Source organism: Flavobacterium marginilacus (genome assembly GCF_026870155.1).
Taxonomy (GTDB): domain Bacteria; phylum Bacteroidota; class Bacteroidia; order Flavobacteriales; family Flavobacteriaceae; genus Flavobacterium; species Flavobacterium marginilacus.
In genome coordinates, this window is record NZ_CP113975.1 from 2,006,659 (window position 1) to 2,025,351 (window position 18,693).

The following is an 18,693-nucleotide window of genomic DNA, read 5'->3' on the forward strand; positions in this document are numbered from 1 at the left end:
GTGTGACGCTTGCGCTATCGGGTGAGCTTTTAGTTTTTATTAAATTTTTTACAGTATTCAATTTGTCCCTTAAAGTCTACTTCGATGTGTTTAATAATAGTTTCGCATACGTCTTTGTAGTCGTCTTCAGTTATTGGTGATTGTTCACTTCGCCAACCTCCGTGTGATAGGTCATTGATTAATGTATATGATTTAGTGTCGTTAGGAATATTCTTTTTTATGTATTCAGCAATTCCGTCTTTTGATATATCAACGTTTTGAAACTTCGTTAAAGTTTCAATAATGTGCCGTATTGAATTTGCTGTAGTATGATTTGCAAGTTCATTTTTTCTTGCAATGTTGTAGATGTCTATTAAGTGATTGATGTATGGTACGGTCAAATTGTTATTGAAGTCTTTTAATTCTCCTTTTTTCAATAATAATTTTTTGTCAACAATGTTGTTAGCTGTTAAGACCCTCATAAAATCATTGTTGTGAGTAAAGATTATTAGTCTTTCACGTTTCAGTTTGTCAATAATTTTTGAAATGTCACGGATTACACCGCTAACAGTATAAACATGCGTAAAATCCATACTTGAAATTGGGTCGTCAATTATGAAAAATAAATTTTCGTAATCGTCTTCGGTTTCTACTTTCAAGTGTGTGTCGCCAATATAGTATGCAAAAGCTACGATGTTTTTTTCTCCTTCACTTAAAACGTCTTTTGCTTGGTCTTTTTCGAGTGCATTTTCGTAAAAAACAAGTCTGAAAGTTTCTTCGTCAAGTGTGTATTTGTCAGAGAAAAAATAATTTAAAACTGATTTAATTGTTGAGGCTACTTTATCTTTTTTACTAACTTTTTGTTGCTCTTTTTTCTTTTTAATTTCTGCATCAAGCGTTTTCCACTTTTCTCTTAATTGAAAAATACTTTTAATGTTTGTTTTGTGAGTTTCAACTAAATTATTGTATGCACATTTACATATTTCCTTTCTAACTGTTTTATTTTCTTCGCCTATTCGATTTTTTTTAGCGTTAATTATATCAATTTGTTCATTATTTTGGTCAATAATACTATTCAATAAAGTTTGATGTTTTTCGATGTTTTCAATTATTGAATTTTCTGCTGGAATAGGTTTGTTAATATCTTTAAGTTTTTCTTCAATAATATCAATGAAAACTTGAATTGCTTTTTGGGCTTCTTCAACGATTAGAGAGCCTAACTCTACTTCTTCACTTGATGGAATGTATTTGGTTTTATATTCATTAAATGAATTTATTCGTTTTGAATTCGTATTTTCAATTGATTTTAAAAAGTCAATAATGTTTGATAATAGTTCTATGTTGCCTTTAAATTGCTTTATGGTCTTTGCTTCTGTATCGTTAATATATTTAGTGTAGTTATCAATTAAACTAAGAGCATTTTCTTGTAACTCTTGCTCGCAGAAAGGAGGCTGTCCAAAAAGTAAGGACAGCCTTTTTTTTGCTGTTTTTAATCTAAAATAGTATCTTAGAGTTGCACAAAAAACGAGCAATGGCTAAAGTAATATTTAAATCGCAATCGATCAATACACCGGAACTTTTTCCGATAAATATTTTTGATAAAATTTCAGAAAACCACCCTGTCCGCTTAGTGGACAAGGTCGTCAATTCATTGGATATAAGCCATATACTTAAAAAATATAAAGGAGGAGGGACCTCGGCTTATCATCCCAGAATGATGCTTAAAGTTTTGTTTTACAGCTATTTGAGCAACACTTATTCCTGCCGAAAAATAGCAAAAGCACTCACCGAGAACATTCATTTTATGTTTATTTCAGGCAACTCAACCCCTGATTTTAGAACCATCAACGATTTTAGAGGAAAGGTTCTAAAAGAAAACATCAAAGATTTATTTGCAGAAGTAGTCAAAATGCTTGTGGAAATGGGCTATGTCAGTCTGGATATCCAATACATCGATGGAACAAAAATTGAAGCCAAATCCAACAAATACACCTTTGTCTGGCGGGGTTCTATAGAGAAATACAAAGAAAAACTCGAAGTAAAAATCAACAGCATCTTATCCGATATCGAAAACAGTATTTTATCAGATAATCAAGAAGTCAACAAGGAAGAATTACCAAAAAAAATAAACTCGGAAGAGCTGAAAGAAAAATTATCAGAACTCAATAAAAAACTCAAAGAGCCCAACAAGAAGATAACCAAAGAGCTTGAAAAGCTTCAGGAAGAGCACCTGCCAAAGCTTGAAAAATACGAAAAAGATTTAGTGATTTTAGGCAATAGAAACTCCTACAGCAAAACAGATCCTGACGCTACCTTTATGAGAATGAAGGAAGACCATATGAAAAACGGACAGTTAAAACCTGCATACAATCCTCAGATTTCTACTGAAAATCAATTCATTACCAATGTAACCATTCATCAGACACCTAACGACACTACGACTTTAAAATCCCATCTGGAGGAATTTGAAAAAATGTATCAAAAACAAAGCAAAACAGTTGTAGCCGATGCTGGTTATGGAAGCGAAGAAAACTACGAAATGCTTGAAAATAAAGACATAACGGCCTATGTAAAGTATAATTATTTTCACAAAGAACAGAAGAAAAAAATGAAGGACAATCCGTTTCTTGTCCAGAATTTGTTCTACAATATACAGCAGGATTTTTATGTGTGTCCAATGGGACAAAGAATGGAAAACATTGGCAGTGGAAAACGGACATCGGCCAACGGATACGAATCACAAGTATCTTATTATCAAGCAAAAAGATGTGATGGATGTCCACTTAGAAGTTTGTGCCATAAAGCCAAAGGAAACAGAACAATAGAAGTAAACCACCGCCTGAACCAATTAAGGGCTCAGGCCAAAGAGCTGCTCATGAGCGAAAAAGGACTCGAACACCGAAGCAAACGCCCAATAGAAGTTGAAGCAGTATTCGGACAGCTAAAAAACAACAATAAATTCAGCCGGTTTACTTTCACAAGCATCGAAAAAGTGGAAATGGAATTTCTATTGATGGCTATCGGGCATAATTTCAGAAAAATGATAGCAAAGAACAATGATGCGTCGAAAACTCATCTAAAAATCTCCTTCAGAGTTCTAAATAGAGCTATAAAAGTCGAAATTCACTTTTTAAATACTGTAACAGAATATTTTTTCATTAATCAACCAACCCAAAATCGATTCCTGAAATTTGCAGCATAAAAAAAGCTGTCCTTTTCGGACAGCCTCTTTTGTTTCGAAGAATAATCCCATTCCTGTTTCAACAAATACTTGCTTGCTTTTGATTTTTTGTTTAAAATCTTCTGCTAATGAACTCAAAGAGAATTCTTTGTTTAAATTTTCCTTAATTTGGTTCAATGATTTCAAGTCAATGTTTATTTTATCAACATTTCCAATGTCTTCTAGGTTTTCAGGGATTGATTTGATTTTATTGTAGTCTGCAAAAAGGTCATCAATGTTTTTGGAAACTTCGAATAAATCTTTTTCAATGCCCTGGAAAATTTCGCTTGGCTTTAAATAGACATATTCGCTAAGTCTTTTGATGTTTTGGATGTTACTTATGTTTTCTTCTACATAAGTGTTAATTTCCTTTTCAACTTGTTCTGAAAGTATTTTTCCTTCTTTTGCAATTTTTTCAAGATTATCTTCATCATCTTTTAGATCTATGTTTACTTTGCCTAAAATGAAACCTTGAATATCGCTGTCTTTCTCGTAGCCTAAAACTCGAATGTTTTGTTCAACGTAATCTTGGTTAAAGGTATGATAAAGATATTTTGTGTCTGGAATTACTGGAATTTGTCCTTTTGTTACAGAAATACTGAAGTCATCCTTTACATTGCCATCTTTGTCTGTTATTTTAAAAGAAAATGTTCCGTTGTTTTTTCCAAAAGTCAAAAGTTTGTCTGTTGGACTTTTACCATTTTCGTCTAAAACAAGTTCGTCTTGTTTTTCTGTTAATCTAAAAAGTCTGCTGAGAAATGTCTTACCGCTACCATTGTTTGCAAACACACCCATTTTTAAAGAACTTGATTTGACTTCTCTTGCCAAGTTTTCGATTGGTGCAATGTTTTGGCACTTAATTATGGTTGTTATTTTGTCGTCTGCCATTTTTTATGGTTGTTTGGTTGTAGCCTTGCCACTAACTTTTATTTAAGCGAAACAAACTTTCGTATTTACATCCCCAATTGAGCAGATTTCCGAAAGTTCTTTTTGTTTTATTATTTTCAAATATATGCTTTTTTTCTTACTGTTTTTTCTAATTTTGCATAGAATAATGGTTCCTTTAAAAGGAACAGGTATTGCTGTAGTTTAGAGCAATATTTCTGAAAAAAAACTAATGCTGTCGTAGCCCTGATGGAAGCGGCATCCTGTGCGCCCGGGGTTCGGGCGCACAGATACAGCGGACAGCAGACACGAGCGAAGCGAACTGACGAAGTAAATAGCTCCAAAAAAAAACGACTGAAATAATTCTCAGTCGTTTTGTATTTGGTGATTTATGAATGGTTTATCCCAAGAAAGCTTTCAAATCATCGTAAGTTTTAATTTTAACGCTTACTTTTTCTTTGTTCATCACGCTTTCAATTTGTTTAGGAAGCGGTAAAGTAACGCCCAAAGCAGGTTCTACTACGTCTAGGAACTTGATAGGGTGCGCTGTTTCCAAGAAAACACCAATAGCGTTTGTTTTGTTAGCCAATTCTTTTTTCAATCCTAAATAGCCAACAGCTCCGTGTGGTTCTGCGATATATTTTCTATCGTCATTATAAATATGCTTCATCGCTGTTAAAGTTTCAGCATCGGTGAAAGTATAGGAAGTAAAATCTTTTTCGAATTGTGCCAAATCATTGTTGTACATCTCTTGAATACGAACGAAGTTGCTTGGATTTCCAACGTCCATAGCGTTTGAAATCGTCGCTATAGATGGTTTCGGGTCGTAAATTCCGTTCACAAGGAATCTAGGAACAGTGTCATTTACATTGGTAGAAGCCACAAAATGATCGATAGGCAATCCTAATTTTTTGGCAATGATACCGGCACAAATATTTCCGAAGTTGCCGCTTGGACAAGAGAAAACCAATGGTTTGTTTTGACTCTTCAATGCTTTGTAAGCAAAGAAAAAGTAGAACATTTGCGGTAACCAGCGTGCAATATTGATAGAATTTGCCGAAGTCAGGTTTTTATGCGCCAAAGTTTCGTCCAAAAACGCTTTTTTGACCATATCCTGACAATCGTCAAAAACACCATCTACTTCAAGTGCTTTAATATTTTGTCCCAAAGTGGTCAACTGTCTTTCCTGAATGTCGCTCACTTTTCCGGAAGGGTAAAGGATTACGACATCAACGCCGTTTACGCCAAGAAAACCACTCGCAACAGCTCCTCCTGTATCTCCGGAAGTTGCCACAAGAACCGTGTTTTTAGCATCTTTTTTGTCTTTGTTGAAATAACCCAAACAACGGGACATAAAACGCGCTCCGACGTCTTTGAAAGCCATTGTTGGCCCGTGAAATAATTCAAGGGAATAGATTCCGTTTTCAACTTCCACAACAGGGAAGTCAAAGCATAAAGTTTCGGCAATGATTTGTTTTAAAGTTTCTGTCGGGATTTCGTCTCCAACAAATTGTTTTATGGCTTCAAAAGCGATTTCTTCGTGCGATAAACTCTCAATTGAATCAAAAAAACTTGGTGCTAATGATGTAATGCTCTCAGGGAAATACAATCCTTTGTCGGCTGCTAGTCCTTGTATTACTGCTTCCTGAAAAGAAACGTTTGGGGCATTATGGTTTAAACTGTAGTATTTCATTGTGATTTTTGATTGAAGATTAACGATTTTTGATTTTTGATTTAACCGTTACGTTAAAAATCATAAATCTAAAATCGTTAATCTGAATTCTTAAATAATAGAGATTCCTTCGTCATTCACTTTCGAAACGTGAATTTCGTAAGGCAGATTCATTTCTTCGTAAACGGCACTCATGGCTTTGGCAATTTTTTCGGCGTTTTCTTTTCCTTTGCTTAAAGCGAAAATAGAAGGGCCGGAACCCGAAATTCCTGAACCCAAAGCTCCGTTTTCATAAGCCGTCTGCTTGATTAAATCAAATCCCGGAATTAGCATAGAGCGGATAGGTTCAATGATTTCGTCATGCAGAGAACGCCCGATTAGTTCGTAATCCTGAGTATATAGCCCTGCTACTAATCCGCCTACATTTCCCCATTGCGTAATGGCGCTTTTTAAGGAAACGGTTTGTTTCAATACCGAACGGGCATCTGATGTTTTCAACTCAATTTGCGGATGAACCACCGTTGCATACAATTCGGATGGGCTGTCAATTTTGATAATATCCAAAGGATTTGAAGAGCGAACCAATGTGAAACCTCCCAAAAGGGCAGGGGCAACGTTATCGGCATGGGCGTTTCCGCTGGCTAATTTTTCGCCTTGCATCGCAAATTTTACCAATTCTTTTCTAGTGAAAGGTCTTCCCAACAATTCGTTGATTCCAAAAACAGCTCCCGCAGAACTTGCTGCGCTGCTTCCGATGCCGCTTCCCGCTTTGATGTGTTTGTAGATTTCGATTTCAAAACCAAATTCGGTTTCGACTTCTTCCAGCATCGCCAAAGCAGCAACACCAGAAACGTTATTTTCGGTTTCCATTGGTAAATCGGCACCGACTATTTTGGTAATGCGAACTCCTTTTTCATTAGACTTGCGAACAATCATTTCATCGCCTTGAGTGGCCAGACAAAGTCCAAGTACATCAAAACCACACGAAAGATTCGCGATTGTAGCGGGACAGAATATTTTTATTTCGTTCATTGTTTATGTTTTTTTGGGTAGAGACGTTGCACTGCAACGTCTAAACGTTCGTTGACACGTTACAAAATGTATTGTGTTAGACGTTGCACTGCAACGTCTCTACATACAATTATTTACACATTTCCTATTCTAATCACATCGGCAAAAATTCCTGATGCAGTAACCGCCGCACCGGCACCGGCACCTTTTATCAATAATGGCTGATCCACGTAACGATCCGTGTAGAATAAAACGATATTGTCTTTTCCTTCCAGATTATAAAACGGATGGTCTTTCGGGATGAACTGCAGGCCTACGCTTGCTTTTCCGTTTTCAAATTGAGCGACAAATTTCAGTCTGCTTTCTTTTGCATTGGCTTCTGCCAAAATCGATTCAAAGTGTTTTGCATGTTCTTTTAACGAAGCGAAAAACGCATCATTGTTAGTTGTTCCCATACATGCTGACGGAAGGAAAGCTTTGTTCTCAATGTCTTCAATTTCCATTTGATAACCGCTCTCACGAATCAGAATAAGGATCTTTCTGGCTACGTCAATGCCGCTTAAATCTATTTTTGGATCTGGTTCTGTAAATCCCTGAACGCCGGCTTCTTTTACAACGTCATGAAAAGTATTGTTTTCATCAAAATTGTTAAAGATAAAGTTTAAACTTCCAGACAAAACAGCTTGAATTTTATGTACTTTATCACCAGAAGCGATTAGGTTTTTAACCGTGTCAATGATTGGCAATCCAGCCCCGACATTCGTTTCAAAAAGGAAAGGCGCATTGAATTGACGCGACAAACCTTTTAGTTTTTTGTAATTATCATAAGCCGATGAACAGGCAATTTTGTTGCAGGTTACTACAGCGACATTCTGTTTTAAATACTGCTCGTAGGTTTTAGACACTTCTTCATTGGCAGTAATATCAACAAAAATACTGTTACGCAAATTCAGTACTTTTACTTTTGAAATAAATTCTTCCTTGTTGGCTGTTTCTCCTTTTTCCAAAAGTGACTGCCATTCTTTCAACGAGATTCCCTCTTCGTCAAAATGCATTTTTCTGGAATTAGAAACCGCAATAACTCTCAGGTTTATTTTCAGGTTTTCTTTTAGGAATTTTTTCTGCTGGTGGATCTGCTCGATGAATTTTTCACCGACATTTCCAACACCCATTACGAACAGGTTTAACTGTTTAGTGTTTTCTTCAAAGAAGTTTTCGTGTAAAGTATTCAGTGCTTTTTTAACGTCTCTTTCGTTGATAACAACCGAGATATTTCTTTCCGAAGCGCCTTGGGCAATCGCACGGATATTCACATTGTTCTTTCCTAAAGTGCTGAACATTCTGCCGCTTAAACCTTGGTGATTTTTCATGTTTTCGCCAACCAAAGCAATGATGCAGAGGTTTTGCTCAACAATACAAGGATCAATTTTGTTTTGGGTGATTTCGATTTGGAATGCTTTATTGATTGCATTTTCAGCCGTTTCAGCATCCGAATTTGAAATACCAATACATATAGAATGCTCCGATGAAGCCTGAGTAATAAAAATTACATTGATGCCCTCATGCGATAAAACTTCAAATAATCTTTTGGAAGAACCGGCAACACCAATCATTCCTGAACCTTCCAGAGTAATCAAAGTGATATTGTCGATATGTGTAATTCCTTTTACCGGATTGCTGTGGTCAGCAGCATTGTTTGAAATCAAAGTTCCTTCAGCTTGCGGCTCGAAAGTATTTTTGATATATATTGGAATGTTTTTTCTTAAAACCGGCTGAATTGTCGGCGGGTACAATACTTTGGCACCAAAATGAGACAATTCCATTGCTTCCTGGTACGAAATAGTAGCAATTGGCTGTGCCTGTTTTACAATTTTAGGATTAGCAGTAAACATTCCGTTTACATCAGTCCAAATCTCTAAATCACTTGCGTTTAATGCTCCTGCAATGATTGCAGCAGTATAATCAGAACCGCCGCGTCCCAAAGTAGTATGGATTCCATCTTCGGAAGTTGCAATAAAACCAGGCATTACAACCACTTGATTTTCATTTGAAGCAAAAAAATCAGCGATTAATTTATTTGTAATTTCAAAATTCACCGCAGCTTTACCAAACTGATTATTGGTTTTAATCAATTCACGGCTGTCTTTGTAACTGCTGTTTTTTAGTTTTTGTTTTAAGGCTTCGGCAATGATGAATGATGATAATAATTCTCCAAAACTTAGGATAGTATCCAAAGTTCTTGGTGATAATTCACCCAGAAGAAAACAGCCGTCAAGCAATGTTTCCAAATGGTTGATGATTCTTTTAATATGACTTAATAAACCGCTCTGTTCACTAACAGGAGTCAGCTGTTTAAGCGTTTCTAAATGTTTTTTCTCGATTTCGGCAGCAATTTCTTTAAAGCTTTCATCATTTGCAGCGGCTTTGGAAGCGGCTAACTGCAGTAAATCGGTTACTTTGCTTAAAGCGGATACAACAACAACAAGTTTTTCATCTTGTGCTTTATTAAGAACTATGTCTAAAACTAATTTTATGTTTTCTGCATTGGCTACCGAAGTACCGCCAAATTTTAATACTCTCATAAGAAGTTTATTTGTTTTATGTAATTTTTAAACCGCTGTTTTAATTGTTACTATTTGAAAATCAGCAATTTTATATTTTTATTTTTGATTGTAAAATGATTTCTATACACCCATGACTTTCTTTCTTTAAAGAAAAAAGTACAATAGCTGGATTATATGTAAAATGTATACCCCTAAGGGGTAGTAATTGTTGTAGTAGATGTAGTTGTAACAGCAAGAGCAACCCAAATTTGAGTTGTTACCGAAGGATGATATGTGCTGTTAAATTTCTTCATTTTGATTTTCCAAAAGTACTGTTTTTTATGAAAAAAGAAAGCTTTGTTGTTCGTTTTTGCGAATAGTTTAATAATTAAAATTCAATATCGATTCAAATTTAATATTGCGCAATTTATTCATTTGTTTATTGAGATTATCTTTATTTTCTGCTGAAGTTTTTTGCGGTTTTGCCACTGATGTAATGGCTGAATCGTACCAGTTTTGCTTTAAAAAAACGATAATCTGGTCTTTGGAATTTTTTAAAATTTAAGTAACAATCAGCTTCTGTAGCGGTTTTTAAACTTTGTATCGTCTTAAATTTTAAATTATTGTTATAAAATATTGTTTTTTAATAAGGTTTTGTGGAATTTTGAACACTTAAAATCAGATAAAATGGAGAATACACATTATATAAGTACCGAATTGCTTTCTTTTGAAACACTGCAGGAGATTATTTCCCATCATAAAACCATTGTGCTTTCCGAAAATGCAAAAACGAATATTCTAAAGTGCAGAAAATACCTTGATGCTAAAATGGCTTCGCATCCAGAACCTATTTATGGAATTAATACTGGTTTTGGCTCGCTTTGTAATGTGAAAATTTCAAATGAAAATTTGTCAAAACTCCAGGAAAACCTTGTGAAATCACACTCTTGCGGAACAGGTGAAGAAGTGCCGAATGAGATTGTAAAAATAATGCTGCTTCTTAAAATACAATCGCTGAGTTATGGTCATTCGGGCATACAATTGGAAACGGTGCAGCGATTGATTGATTTTTACAATAATGATGTTTTGCCAGTAATTTATACTCAAGGGTCACTTGGAGCATCAGGAGATTTAGCCCCTTTGGCTCATTTGTCACTGCCTTTATTAGGAGAAGGGGAAGTCTGGTTTGAAGACAAAAAAGTAAATTCGGCAGAAGTATTAAAACGTTTTGAGTGGAAACCGATCGTTTTGAAATCCAAAGAAGGTCTGGCGTTGTTAAACGGAACGCAGTTTATGAGCGCTTATGGAGCTTATATTGTAATGAAAGCCAATAAGTTTTCTTTTTTGGCTGATTTAATAGGAACAATATCATTGGAAGGTTTTGACGGAAGAATTGAGCCTTTTAATGAGCTGATACATTATATAAGACCGCATAATGGGCAGATTGCTACTGCTAAAAGAGTAAAAGAATTTCTCGACGGCAGTGAAATCATCGAACAGCCAAAAACTCATGTTCAGGATCCATATTCGTTCCGCTGTATTCCGCAGGTTCATGGCGCTTCAAAAGATGCTTTTGATTATGTGAAGAAAGTATTCAAAACTGAGATTAATTCAGTAACGGATAATCCTAATATATTTATCGAAAGCGATCAGATTATTTCCGGCGGCAATTTCCACGGTCAGCCATTGGCTTTGGCGCTTGATTTCATGGCGATAGCTTTGGCAGAATTGGGAAGTATTTCCGAGAGAAGAACCTATCAGCTGATTTCCGGACTGCGCAATCTTCCTGCTTTCCTGGTAGATAATCCTGGTTTGAATTCCGGATTTATGATTCCGCAGTATACAGCCGCAAGTATTGCCAGCCAGAATAAACAGCTGGCAACTCCTTCAAGTGTTGATAGTATTGTTTCCAGCAACGGACAGGAAGATCACGTGAGCATGGGAGCGAATGGCGCAGTAAAATGTTTGAAGGTAATGGAGAATCTGGAACGTATTTTGGCCATTGAGCTGATGAATGCTTCACAGGCAATTGAATACAGAAGACCTTTAAAGTCAAGTGATTTTATTGAAATGTTTTTAAAATCCTACAGAAATGAAGTGCCTTTGGTTAAGGAAGACAGAATTTTACATTATGATATTGAGCAAACAGTGGACTTCTTAAACAGTTTCCAAATCGAAGATGATTTGTTAACATTGGCTTAACATTAGCTTTAAATAATGAAGTAATTTTGCATTACATAAAAATTAAACAAATGTCATTAAATAGTATTTTTCAATTTCTGGTTCCAAAGGACAAAAAATTCTTCCCTCTTTTTGAAGAAGCATCAAGTAATTTAATTGAATTAGCTTCAAATCTGCACGAAGCTGTAAATCTTCCTTTAAAAGAAAGAGAAGCTTTATTTCATAAAATAGATGAATTAGAGCAAAAAGGCGAAGATATTACCCGTCAGACTAATTTAGAGTTGAGCCGTAACTTTATTACTCCTTTTGACAGGGAAGATATTCACTCTTTGGTAACTTCAATAGATTATGTAGCGGATTATCTTCATGGAGCTGCTTCAAGAATGCGTTTGTATCAGGTGGATAAAATCACAAAATCAATCCGTAAAATGACAGAAATCAATCTTGAGGCCTGTCAGAATATTGATGTTGCTGTAAAAGAACTGAAAAACCTGAGCAACATGAAAACGATTACCAATGCTTGTGCAAAAATCAACAAGCTGGAGAATAAATCGGATATGGTTTATAATAAAGCAGTTTTTGAAATTTTCGAAAACGAAACTGATGCTAAAAATATCATTAAATATAAAGAAGTATTGTCAGTTTTAGAATCAGCAACTGATAAATGCAAGAGTGTTGCCAGTGTGTTAGAATCTATTACAGTAAAACATTCTTAATTTAATCTATTCATTCTGAAGATATTGATATGACTTTACTATTAATTATTATAGTTCTAGCATTAATTTTTGATTACATCAATGGTTTCCATGATGCTGCCAATGCTATTGCTACTGTTGTTGCAACCAAGGTTTTATCTCCTTTTCAGGCGGTGCTTTGGGCAGCTTTTTTTAACTTTTTGGCTTATTGGGTTTTTGGTTTAGGTGTTGCAAATACCGTTGCGAAAACTGCAGATTCAAGCCAAATTGATTTAACAGTAATTCTTGCAGGTGTTGTTGCAGCTATTATCTGGAATTTAATTACCTGGTGGCAGGGAATCCCTTCTAGTTCTTCACATACTTTAATTGGCGGTTTTGCTGGAGCAGCGGTTGCTCATGCAATCTCAATTCACGGATTTTCAGACTATACAATCCTAGAAGACGGTGTACAGCATACTAAACACTGGTATGATATTGTAAGCTGGTATAAAGCAGGGAAAGACGGCGGTATGCCTTCCGGAGTTGTGATTATCATAGCATTTATTGTTTTGGCACCTCTGCTTGGAGCATTAATTTCATACTTAATTTCTATTTGGTTATTAAATGCCTCAAGGAAAAGTATTCTGCCTAAACTTTTTACAATTGCATTGATGATAGCGTCAATATGGTTTGTATATGGACAGATGGTTCCTTTTGAGAAAATTGAAAAACCTCGTTTCGAGTCTCATTTCTGGAGTATTCTATTCGAGTCACATAATATCAAATGGTTTTTAGTAGCTTTTATAATACTTTCAATTTCTACATTTGCTTTGCTGTTTAGCAGTTTGAATTTACACAAAGCCGATGCAGTTCTGAAAAAAATGCAGCTGCTTTCTTCTGCAGCATTTAGTTTAGGTCACGGAGGAAATGATTCTCAAAAAGTAATGGGAATTATCGCAGCAGCGGTTGCGGTTTATATTAAAACCAGCGGTGTTGATATAATGAATCTGCCGGAATGGCTGCAGGTTGTTCTTCCAGATGACGATAAAGGCATCAAAGGAGTAATGCCGGAATGGATTCCTCTAGCATGTTATACAGCTATTGCGGTTGGAACATTAAGCGGTGGCTGGAAAATTGTAAAAACAATGGGTTCCAAAATAACCAAAGTAACCTCTTTTGAAGGTGTTGCTGCCGAAACTGCAGGAGCTTTGACACTTTATTTTACTGAGCATTTTAAAGTACCGGTAAGTACAACACATACTATTACAGGATCTATTATCGGGGTTGGATTAACGAAACGCATCTCGGCAGTTCGCTGGGGAGTAACAGTAAGTCTGCTTTGGGCTTGGGTACTTACGATTCCAGTTTCAGCATTGCTGGCTGCATTGGTATATTGGATTCTAAAAGTATTTTTGTAAAATCTATACTTAACATATAACGAAAAACCATTCATATTCGAATGGTTTTTTTATGCTTTAAAATGAATTTTGCTATTTTTTTGGAGCCAGAAATTTTCTGCAAGAAGCAACTGTTGTCCCCCTCTTCGCTGTAATCTTTTGTAGAGACGGGTTTCAAACCCGTCTCTACAAAAGGATTTTTACTTCGATCGGGGCTAGATTAGAAATTTAGTATTTATTTCAACTTTCTTAAAATTGAATTTAAGTTAAACGGGGCGGTAGTTTTTATAAGTAATACGTTTAGTAATCTTTTAAATAAAGTACTAATTACCCCGAACCAGATTTTTGTGATTTTTTCTTCGTTTGTAATGAGTCTGCTTTAAGTTTTTATCACCAGTAATGATGCTTATATTTCCATCTATTTCAAGCATGGCTAGTTTTACATCCTTAAAATATTCGACACCATGCTCTCGCATTGCTTCTTTTAATTCATCTGAAGTAATATTTAATTTGCTTAGGTTTTTAAAATCTAAAGTCCCGTTATGAATTAAAATTTCTGGTTTTTCGAGAAAGAAATCACTAAATTTTTTATAACGGTATATTAATTTCTTCAATACAAAATTAATCACAAACAGAATTGTCGCAGCGGCCAAACCTCCCCAGAGTGTTGTGTTGTTTCCAACCATTGCATTTTGAACCGAATTACTTATCAGCAGAATCAAAATCACATCAGAAGTATTAAGCTGTGATAATTCTTTTTTGCCAAAAAGACGCAGTGCAATGACCATAAATAAATATACGGCTGCACTGCGGATGGTGATATCTAAATATGGATTCATTTTTTTAGATTTAAGTATTCAGATTCCAGGTTTAGTATTTAAGTAACAGATGATATTGTAATCTGTTAACTGCAATCTGCAATCTAAAATTTATCTTATTTTAAAGTTCTTCTCAATTGCTTTGATCATTTCACCAGCAATATCTTTATTAGTAGCACCTTCAATACCTTCAAGTCCTGGCGAAGAGTTTACTTCGAGCAGCAATGGTCCTTTAGAAGAACGGATAATATCTACACCGGCTACTTTTAAGTCCATGGCTTTTGCTGCTTTTATGGCAATCTTTTTCTCCTCTGCGGTTACTTTTATGATAGAAGCAGTTCCTCCCAAATGGATATTCGCTCTAAATTCTCCAGGCATTGCTTCTCGCTGGATAGCGGCCACCACTTTGCCGTCAATCACAAAACAGCGAATGTCCTTGCCGTTTGCTTCTTTAATGAATTCCTGAACTAGGATGTTTGCATTAAGGCTTTTAAATGCATTAATTACACTTTCAGCCGCTTTTTTTGTTTCTGCCAATACAACGCCTTTTCCCTGAGTTCCTTCAAGTAATTTTACAATAAGCGGTGGTCCGCCAACCATTTTGATTAGATTGTCGGTATCCAAAGGTGAATTTGCAAATCCAGTTGTTGGAATATCAACGCCGTGATTCAGTAATAACTGCAGTGAAAACAGCTTGTCTCTCGATTGTGTTATAGCGGTTGATGAATTTAAACAAAACACTTTTAAAGCTTCGAATTGTCTTGTTAAAGCACAGCCGTAAAAAGTAATGCTGGGACGGATTCTTGGTATAATAGCATCAAACTGATTTAAAATTTTACCGCCGCGGTAATGAATTTCGGGAGTTTTAGCATCGAGTTTCATGTAGCATTCCTTAATGTTTAAGAAATGCATTTCATGGCCTCTCATTTCGCCGGCTTCCATGATTCTTTTATTGCTGTATAATTCAGGATTGCTCGCTAAAAGGCCAATGCGTAAGCCTGAACTGGCTTTCTCTGAGTTTACGTATAATTCCTGAAGACTTTCGATAGTGGGCTGTCCTAAGAGGTATTTTTGTTCTGGATCAACAAGGATTCTCCCGCTCATAGCTTCTCTTCCTAAAAGCATTCTGAAACCCATGGAATCTCTATTGGTCAGTGTCATTTCGATAGGCCATTTCGATTCGCCAATAGCTATACTGGTTTGAATGACATAACGGTGTTCCCTAAAACCGCTGGAGCTTTTTACGATACGTTTGCCAACCAAAGGAGCCTCACAGTGAATAACTGTTTTGATATTATTTTGTATGGGGTTGATGTCAAATTTAACCCAATTGGCATCATTTTTTATAAATGGAGCAATATTTATGGCATGCAAAGCAGATGTTTTGGCACCGGAATCTACTCTTGCTTTTATTGTAGGAATTCCTAATTCTGGAAATGAGCACCATTCTTCGCTGCCCAGTATGACTTTATTTTGTACCATAAATTAATTTTGGTTGTTTTTTTATATAATTCAAATGTAAATATTTGTTTTTAAAAAATACGAAATTATCCTATAAAGAATAAACCCGTTATGTTATTAAAACGTAACGGGTTTGTTATGGATTTTTTTAAATTTAAATTATTGATTAGTAGGTTCTTCTGCTTTGTGAACTTTTATAGTCAACTCTTGAGAACCATCTTCAATATCCATGAATATTTCGTCACCTGAAGCAATTTTTGAAGTGATAATTTCTTCTGCAAGAGCATCTTCAATATACTTCTGAATTGCTCTTTTTAAAGGTCTTGCTCCAAATTGTTTGTCAAATCCTTTATCGGCAATAAAAGTTTTGGCTTTGTCAGACAGTTTCAATTGATATCCTAATTCATTGATACGGCTGTATAACTTTCTCAATTCAATCTCGATAATTAAATTGATATCTTCTTTTTCTAAAGAATTAAATACAATTACATCATCAATTCTGTTCAAAAATTCAGGAGCAAAAGTTTTCTTCAAAGCATTTTCGATAATGCTTTTAGAGTTATCATCGGCTTGAGCAATTTTTGCTGCAGTACCAAATCCAACGCCTTGTCCAAAATCTTTCAATTGACGTGCTCCAACATTTGAAGTCATGATAATTATCGTATTCTTGAAATCAATTTTGCGTCCTAAACTATCAGTCAAATAACCGTCATCCAATACTTGAAGCATCATGTTGAAAACATCTGGATGTGCTTTCTCAATTTCGTCAAGCAATACAACGCAATACGGTTTTCTTCTTACTTTTTCAGTCAATTGTCCGCCTTCTTCGTATCCTACGTATCCTGGAGGTGCTCCAACTAATCTTGAAATTGCAAATTTCTCCATGTATTCGCTCATGTCAATTCGAACCAAAGCATCTTCAGAATCAAATAATTCTTTGGCAAGAACTTTGGCTAACTGTGTTTTACCAACACCTGTCTGTCCTAAGAAAATAAAAGAACCAATTGGTTTGTTCGGATCTTTTAATCCAGCACGATTTCTTTGAATAGAACGCGCAATTTTTAAAACAGCATCATTTTGCCCGATTACTTTGTCTTGAATCAGTTCAGGTAATTTAGCCAGTTTGTTGCTTTCAGTCTGTGCAATTCTGTTTACAGGAATGCCAGTCATCATAGAAACTACATCAGCTACATTGTCTTCGGTAACAACGATTCTGTTGCTTTTAGAGTCTTCTTCCCATTGTTCTTGTGCTATGGCTAAATCTTTCTCTATTTTTTTCTCGTCGTCACGAAGTTTAGCTGCCTCTTCATATTTTTGTTTTTTAACAACCAGATTTTTCAATTCGCGTACTTCTTCCAACTGTCGTTCTAAGTCTAATATCTGCTTAGGAACATCAATATTGGTGATGTGAACTCGGGATCCGGCTTCATCCAATGCATCGATAGCTTTGTCTGGCAGGAAGCGTTCCGACATGTATCTGTTTGTTAATTTAACACAGGCTTCGATAGCTTCGGGAGTATAAATAACATTATGATGATCTTCATATTTGTTTTTGATGTTGTTCAAAATAGCAATTGTTTCCTCAACGGATGTAGGTTCTACAATTACTTTTTGGAAACGTCTTTCAAGAGCTCCGTCTTTCTCAATATATTGTCTGTACTCGTCTAGAGTTGTAGCTCCAATACATTGGATTTCTCCTCTTGATAAAGCAGGTTTGAACATGTTTGAGGCATCAAGCGAACCAGTAGCGCCGCCAGCGCCAACTATAGTATGAATTTCGTCTATGAAAAGAATGATGTCGTCATTTTTTTCCAGTTCATTCATAACTGCTTTCATTCGCTCTTCAAACTGACCTCTATATTTTGTACCGGCAACTAAGCTGGCCAAATCTAGAGTTACCACTCGTTTGTTGAATAATATACGGGAAACTTTCTTTTGAATAATACGCAAAGCCAAACCTTCAGCAATTGCTGATTTACCCACACCAGGTTCACCTATTAATAATGGGTTGTTTTTTTTGCGTCGGCTCAAAATCTGAGAAACACGTTCTATTTCTTTTTCACGCCCAACAACAGGATCCAGTTTTCCTTCCTCGGCCATTTCTGTTAAATCTCTTCCAAAATTATCAAGAACCGGAGTTTTTGATTTTTTATTTGATTTATTGGCTGGATTATTAAAGCTGCCTTCTTTGAGACTGTCATCTTGTCCTGAATCATCATTATATGATTCGTTTTTTGGCAAGTTTTCTAAAAATTCTTCTTCGTTTGGAGTCATATTAATGTATTGTTCTTTTGCTACGTCATAATCTATTTTTAGTTTATTCAGCAGCTTGGTTGTAGGATCGTTTTCATTTCTTAAGATACACAGCAGCAGATGTGCTGTGCTAATGGAGGAGCTCTGGAAAACTTTTGCTTCCAAAAAAGTTGTCTTCAAAGCTCGTTCGGCTTGACGGGTCAGATGTAAATTTTTCTTTTCTACACTGACATCAATGCTAGGGCTGGCGGGGCTTAGTATCTCAACCTTTCGTCTTAAATGATCAAGATCAATAGCAAGGTTGTTCAGGATGTGAATAGCTTTACCATTACCATCCCTCAGAATGCCAAGCATCAAATGTTCAGTACCTATAAAGTCATGTCCAAGACGTAAAGCCTCTTCTTTGCTATAAGTAATAACGTCTTTTACTCTAGGTGAAAAATTATCATCCATAATATTAAATTTGTTTTTATGTAAATTTAGTAAACATGAAGTTTAAAAGCAAAAATCATACCTTATAAATCTATTAATGCTAATTGACAAAAAAAATGAAGAATATACCGTTAAAAGGAGCTTAATTTATTAACTAAATGACAATA

12 protein-coding genes are annotated in these 18,693 nt (G+C 35.5%); 4 read left to right on the plus strand and 8 right to left on the minus strand.

Going from position 1 to position 18,693, the window contains the following annotated elements; all coding sequences use genetic code 11:
- Positions 1–29: 29 nt before the first annotated feature.
- The gene (locus OZP07_RS08565; RefSeq protein WP_281637998.1) at positions 30–1,511 is read right to left on the minus strand and encodes an AAA family ATPase; all 1,482 of its coding nucleotides are present in this window, start codon (positions 1,509–1,511) and stop codon (positions 30–32) included.
- On the opposite strand from OZP07_RS08565, the gene OZP07_RS08570 reads away from it, so the two are divergent.
- Positions 1,511–3,181: an IS1182 family transposase gene (locus OZP07_RS08570; protein ID WP_349293659.1), complete on the plus strand. Its 1,671-nt coding sequence runs from the start codon at positions 1,511–1,513 to the stop codon at positions 3,179–3,181. The two genes, OZP07_RS08565 and OZP07_RS08570, sit on opposite strands and share 1 nt — an antisense overlap.
- On the opposite strand, the gene OZP07_RS08575 is transcribed toward OZP07_RS08570, so the two are convergent.
- From OZP07_RS08575 to thrA, 4 genes are all read right to left on the minus strand, one after another.
- Positions 3,110–4,087 carry an ATP-binding protein gene (locus OZP07_RS08575; RefSeq protein ID WP_281637999.1) on the minus strand — a complete coding sequence of 326 codons (978 nt, stop codon included), beginning with the start codon at positions 4,085–4,087 and terminating at the stop codon, positions 3,110–3,112. The genes OZP07_RS08570 and OZP07_RS08575 overlap by 72 nt on opposite strands.
- 397 nt (positions 4,088–4,484) lie before the next feature.
- Positions 4,485–5,777 carry a threonine synthase gene (gene thrC, locus OZP07_RS08580; RefSeq protein WP_281638000.1) on the minus strand — a complete coding sequence of 431 codons (1,293 nt, stop codon included), beginning with the start codon at positions 5,775–5,777 and terminating at the stop codon, positions 4,485–4,487.
- Between the two features lie 90 nt (positions 5,778–5,867).
- Positions 5,868–6,788, minus strand: a complete 921-nt coding sequence (locus OZP07_RS08585) for a homoserine kinase (protein WP_281638001.1) — start codon at positions 6,786–6,788, stop codon at positions 5,868–5,870.
- Between the two features lie 113 nt (positions 6,789–6,901).
- The gene (gene thrA, locus OZP07_RS08590) at positions 6,902–9,349 is read right to left on the minus strand and encodes a bifunctional aspartate kinase/homoserine dehydrogenase I (RefSeq protein ID WP_281638002.1); all 2,448 of its coding nucleotides are present in this window, start codon (positions 9,347–9,349) and stop codon (positions 6,902–6,904) included.
- Positions 9,350–9,997: 648 nt separating this feature from the next.
- Here thrA and hutH point away from each other — a divergent pair.
- Genes hutH through OZP07_RS08605 form a run of 3 tightly spaced genes read left to right on the plus strand, consistent with a single transcriptional unit; the run spans position 9,998 to position 13,583 of the window.
- Positions 9,998–11,512, plus strand: a complete 1,515-nt coding sequence (gene hutH, locus OZP07_RS08595) for a histidine ammonia-lyase (protein ID WP_281638003.1) — start codon at positions 9,998–10,000, stop codon at positions 11,510–11,512.
- A 50-nt stretch (positions 11,513–11,562) separates the two neighbouring features.
- The gene (locus OZP07_RS08600; protein WP_115812441.1) at positions 11,563–12,207 is read left to right on the plus strand and encodes a DUF47 domain-containing protein; all 645 of its coding nucleotides are present in this window, start codon (positions 11,563–11,565) and stop codon (positions 12,205–12,207) included.
- A gap of 29 nt (positions 12,208–12,236) precedes the next feature.
- Positions 12,237–13,583, plus strand: coding sequence for an inorganic phosphate transporter (locus OZP07_RS08605; protein WP_194641249.1), 1,347 nt, complete (start codon positions 12,237–12,239; stop codon positions 13,581–13,583).
- Between the two features lie 302 nt (positions 13,584–13,885).
- Here OZP07_RS08605 and OZP07_RS08610 read toward each other — a convergent pair whose 3' ends face one another.
- The 3 genes from OZP07_RS08610 to OZP07_RS08620 form a co-directional block, all read right to left on the minus strand.
- Complete coding sequence (locus OZP07_RS08610) at positions 13,886–14,401, minus strand: DUF421 domain-containing protein (protein WP_194641248.1); 516 nt, start codon at positions 14,399–14,401, stop codon at positions 13,886–13,888.
- Positions 14,402–14,491: 90 nt separating this feature from the next.
- Complete coding sequence (rimK, locus tag OZP07_RS08615) at positions 14,492–15,862, minus strand: 30S ribosomal protein S6--L-glutamate ligase (RefSeq protein ID WP_194641247.1); 1,371 nt, start codon at positions 15,860–15,862, stop codon at positions 14,492–14,494.
- A 138-nt stretch (positions 15,863–16,000) separates the two neighbouring features.
- Positions 16,001–18,547, minus strand: coding sequence for an ATP-dependent Clp protease ATP-binding subunit (locus OZP07_RS08620; RefSeq protein WP_281638004.1), 2,547 nt, complete (start codon positions 18,545–18,547; stop codon positions 16,001–16,003).
- Positions 18,548–18,693: the final 146 nt, after the last annotated feature.

What these genes read in the sequence shown, in the direction of transcription:
- thrA (WP_281638002.1), bottom strand. Translation starts at nt 9,349, where the DNA reads ATGAGAGTATTAAAATTTGGCGGTACTTCGGTAGCCAATGCAGAAAAC.
- OZP07_RS08600 (WP_115812441.1), top strand. Translation starts at nt 11,563, where the DNA reads ATGTCATTAAATAGTATTTTTCAATTTCTGGTTCCAAAGGACAAAAAA.
- OZP07_RS08585 (WP_281638001.1), bottom strand. Translation starts at nt 6,788, where the DNA reads ATGAACGAAATAAAAATATTCTGTCCCGCTACAATCGCGAATCTTTCG.
- OZP07_RS08570 (WP_349293659.1), top strand. Translation starts at nt 1,511, where the DNA reads ATGGCTAAAGTAATATTTAAATCGCAATCGATCAATACACCGGAACTT.
- OZP07_RS08610 (WP_194641248.1), bottom strand. Translation starts at nt 14,401, where the DNA reads ATGAATCCATATTTAGATATCACCATCCGCAGTGCAGCCGTATATTTA.
- OZP07_RS08605 (WP_194641249.1), top strand. Translation starts at nt 12,237, where the DNA reads ATGACTTTACTATTAATTATTATAGTTCTAGCATTAATTTTTGATTAC.
- hutH (WP_281638003.1), top strand. Translation starts at nt 9,998, where the DNA reads ATGGAGAATACACATTATATAAGTACCGAATTGCTTTCTTTTGAAACA.
- OZP07_RS08575 (WP_281637999.1), bottom strand. Translation starts at nt 4,087, where the DNA reads ATGGCAGACGACAAAATAACAACCATAATTAAGTGCCAAAACATTGCA.
- thrC (WP_281638000.1), bottom strand. Translation starts at nt 5,777, where the DNA reads ATGAAATACTACAGTTTAAACCATAATGCCCCAAACGTTTCTTTTCAG.
- OZP07_RS08620 (WP_281638004.1), bottom strand. Translation starts at nt 18,547, where the DNA reads ATGGATGATAATTTTTCACCTAGAGTAAAAGACGTTATTACTTATAGC.
- rimK (WP_194641247.1), bottom strand. Translation starts at nt 15,862, where the DNA reads ATGGTACAAAATAAAGTCATACTGGGCAGCGAAGAATGGTGCTCATTT.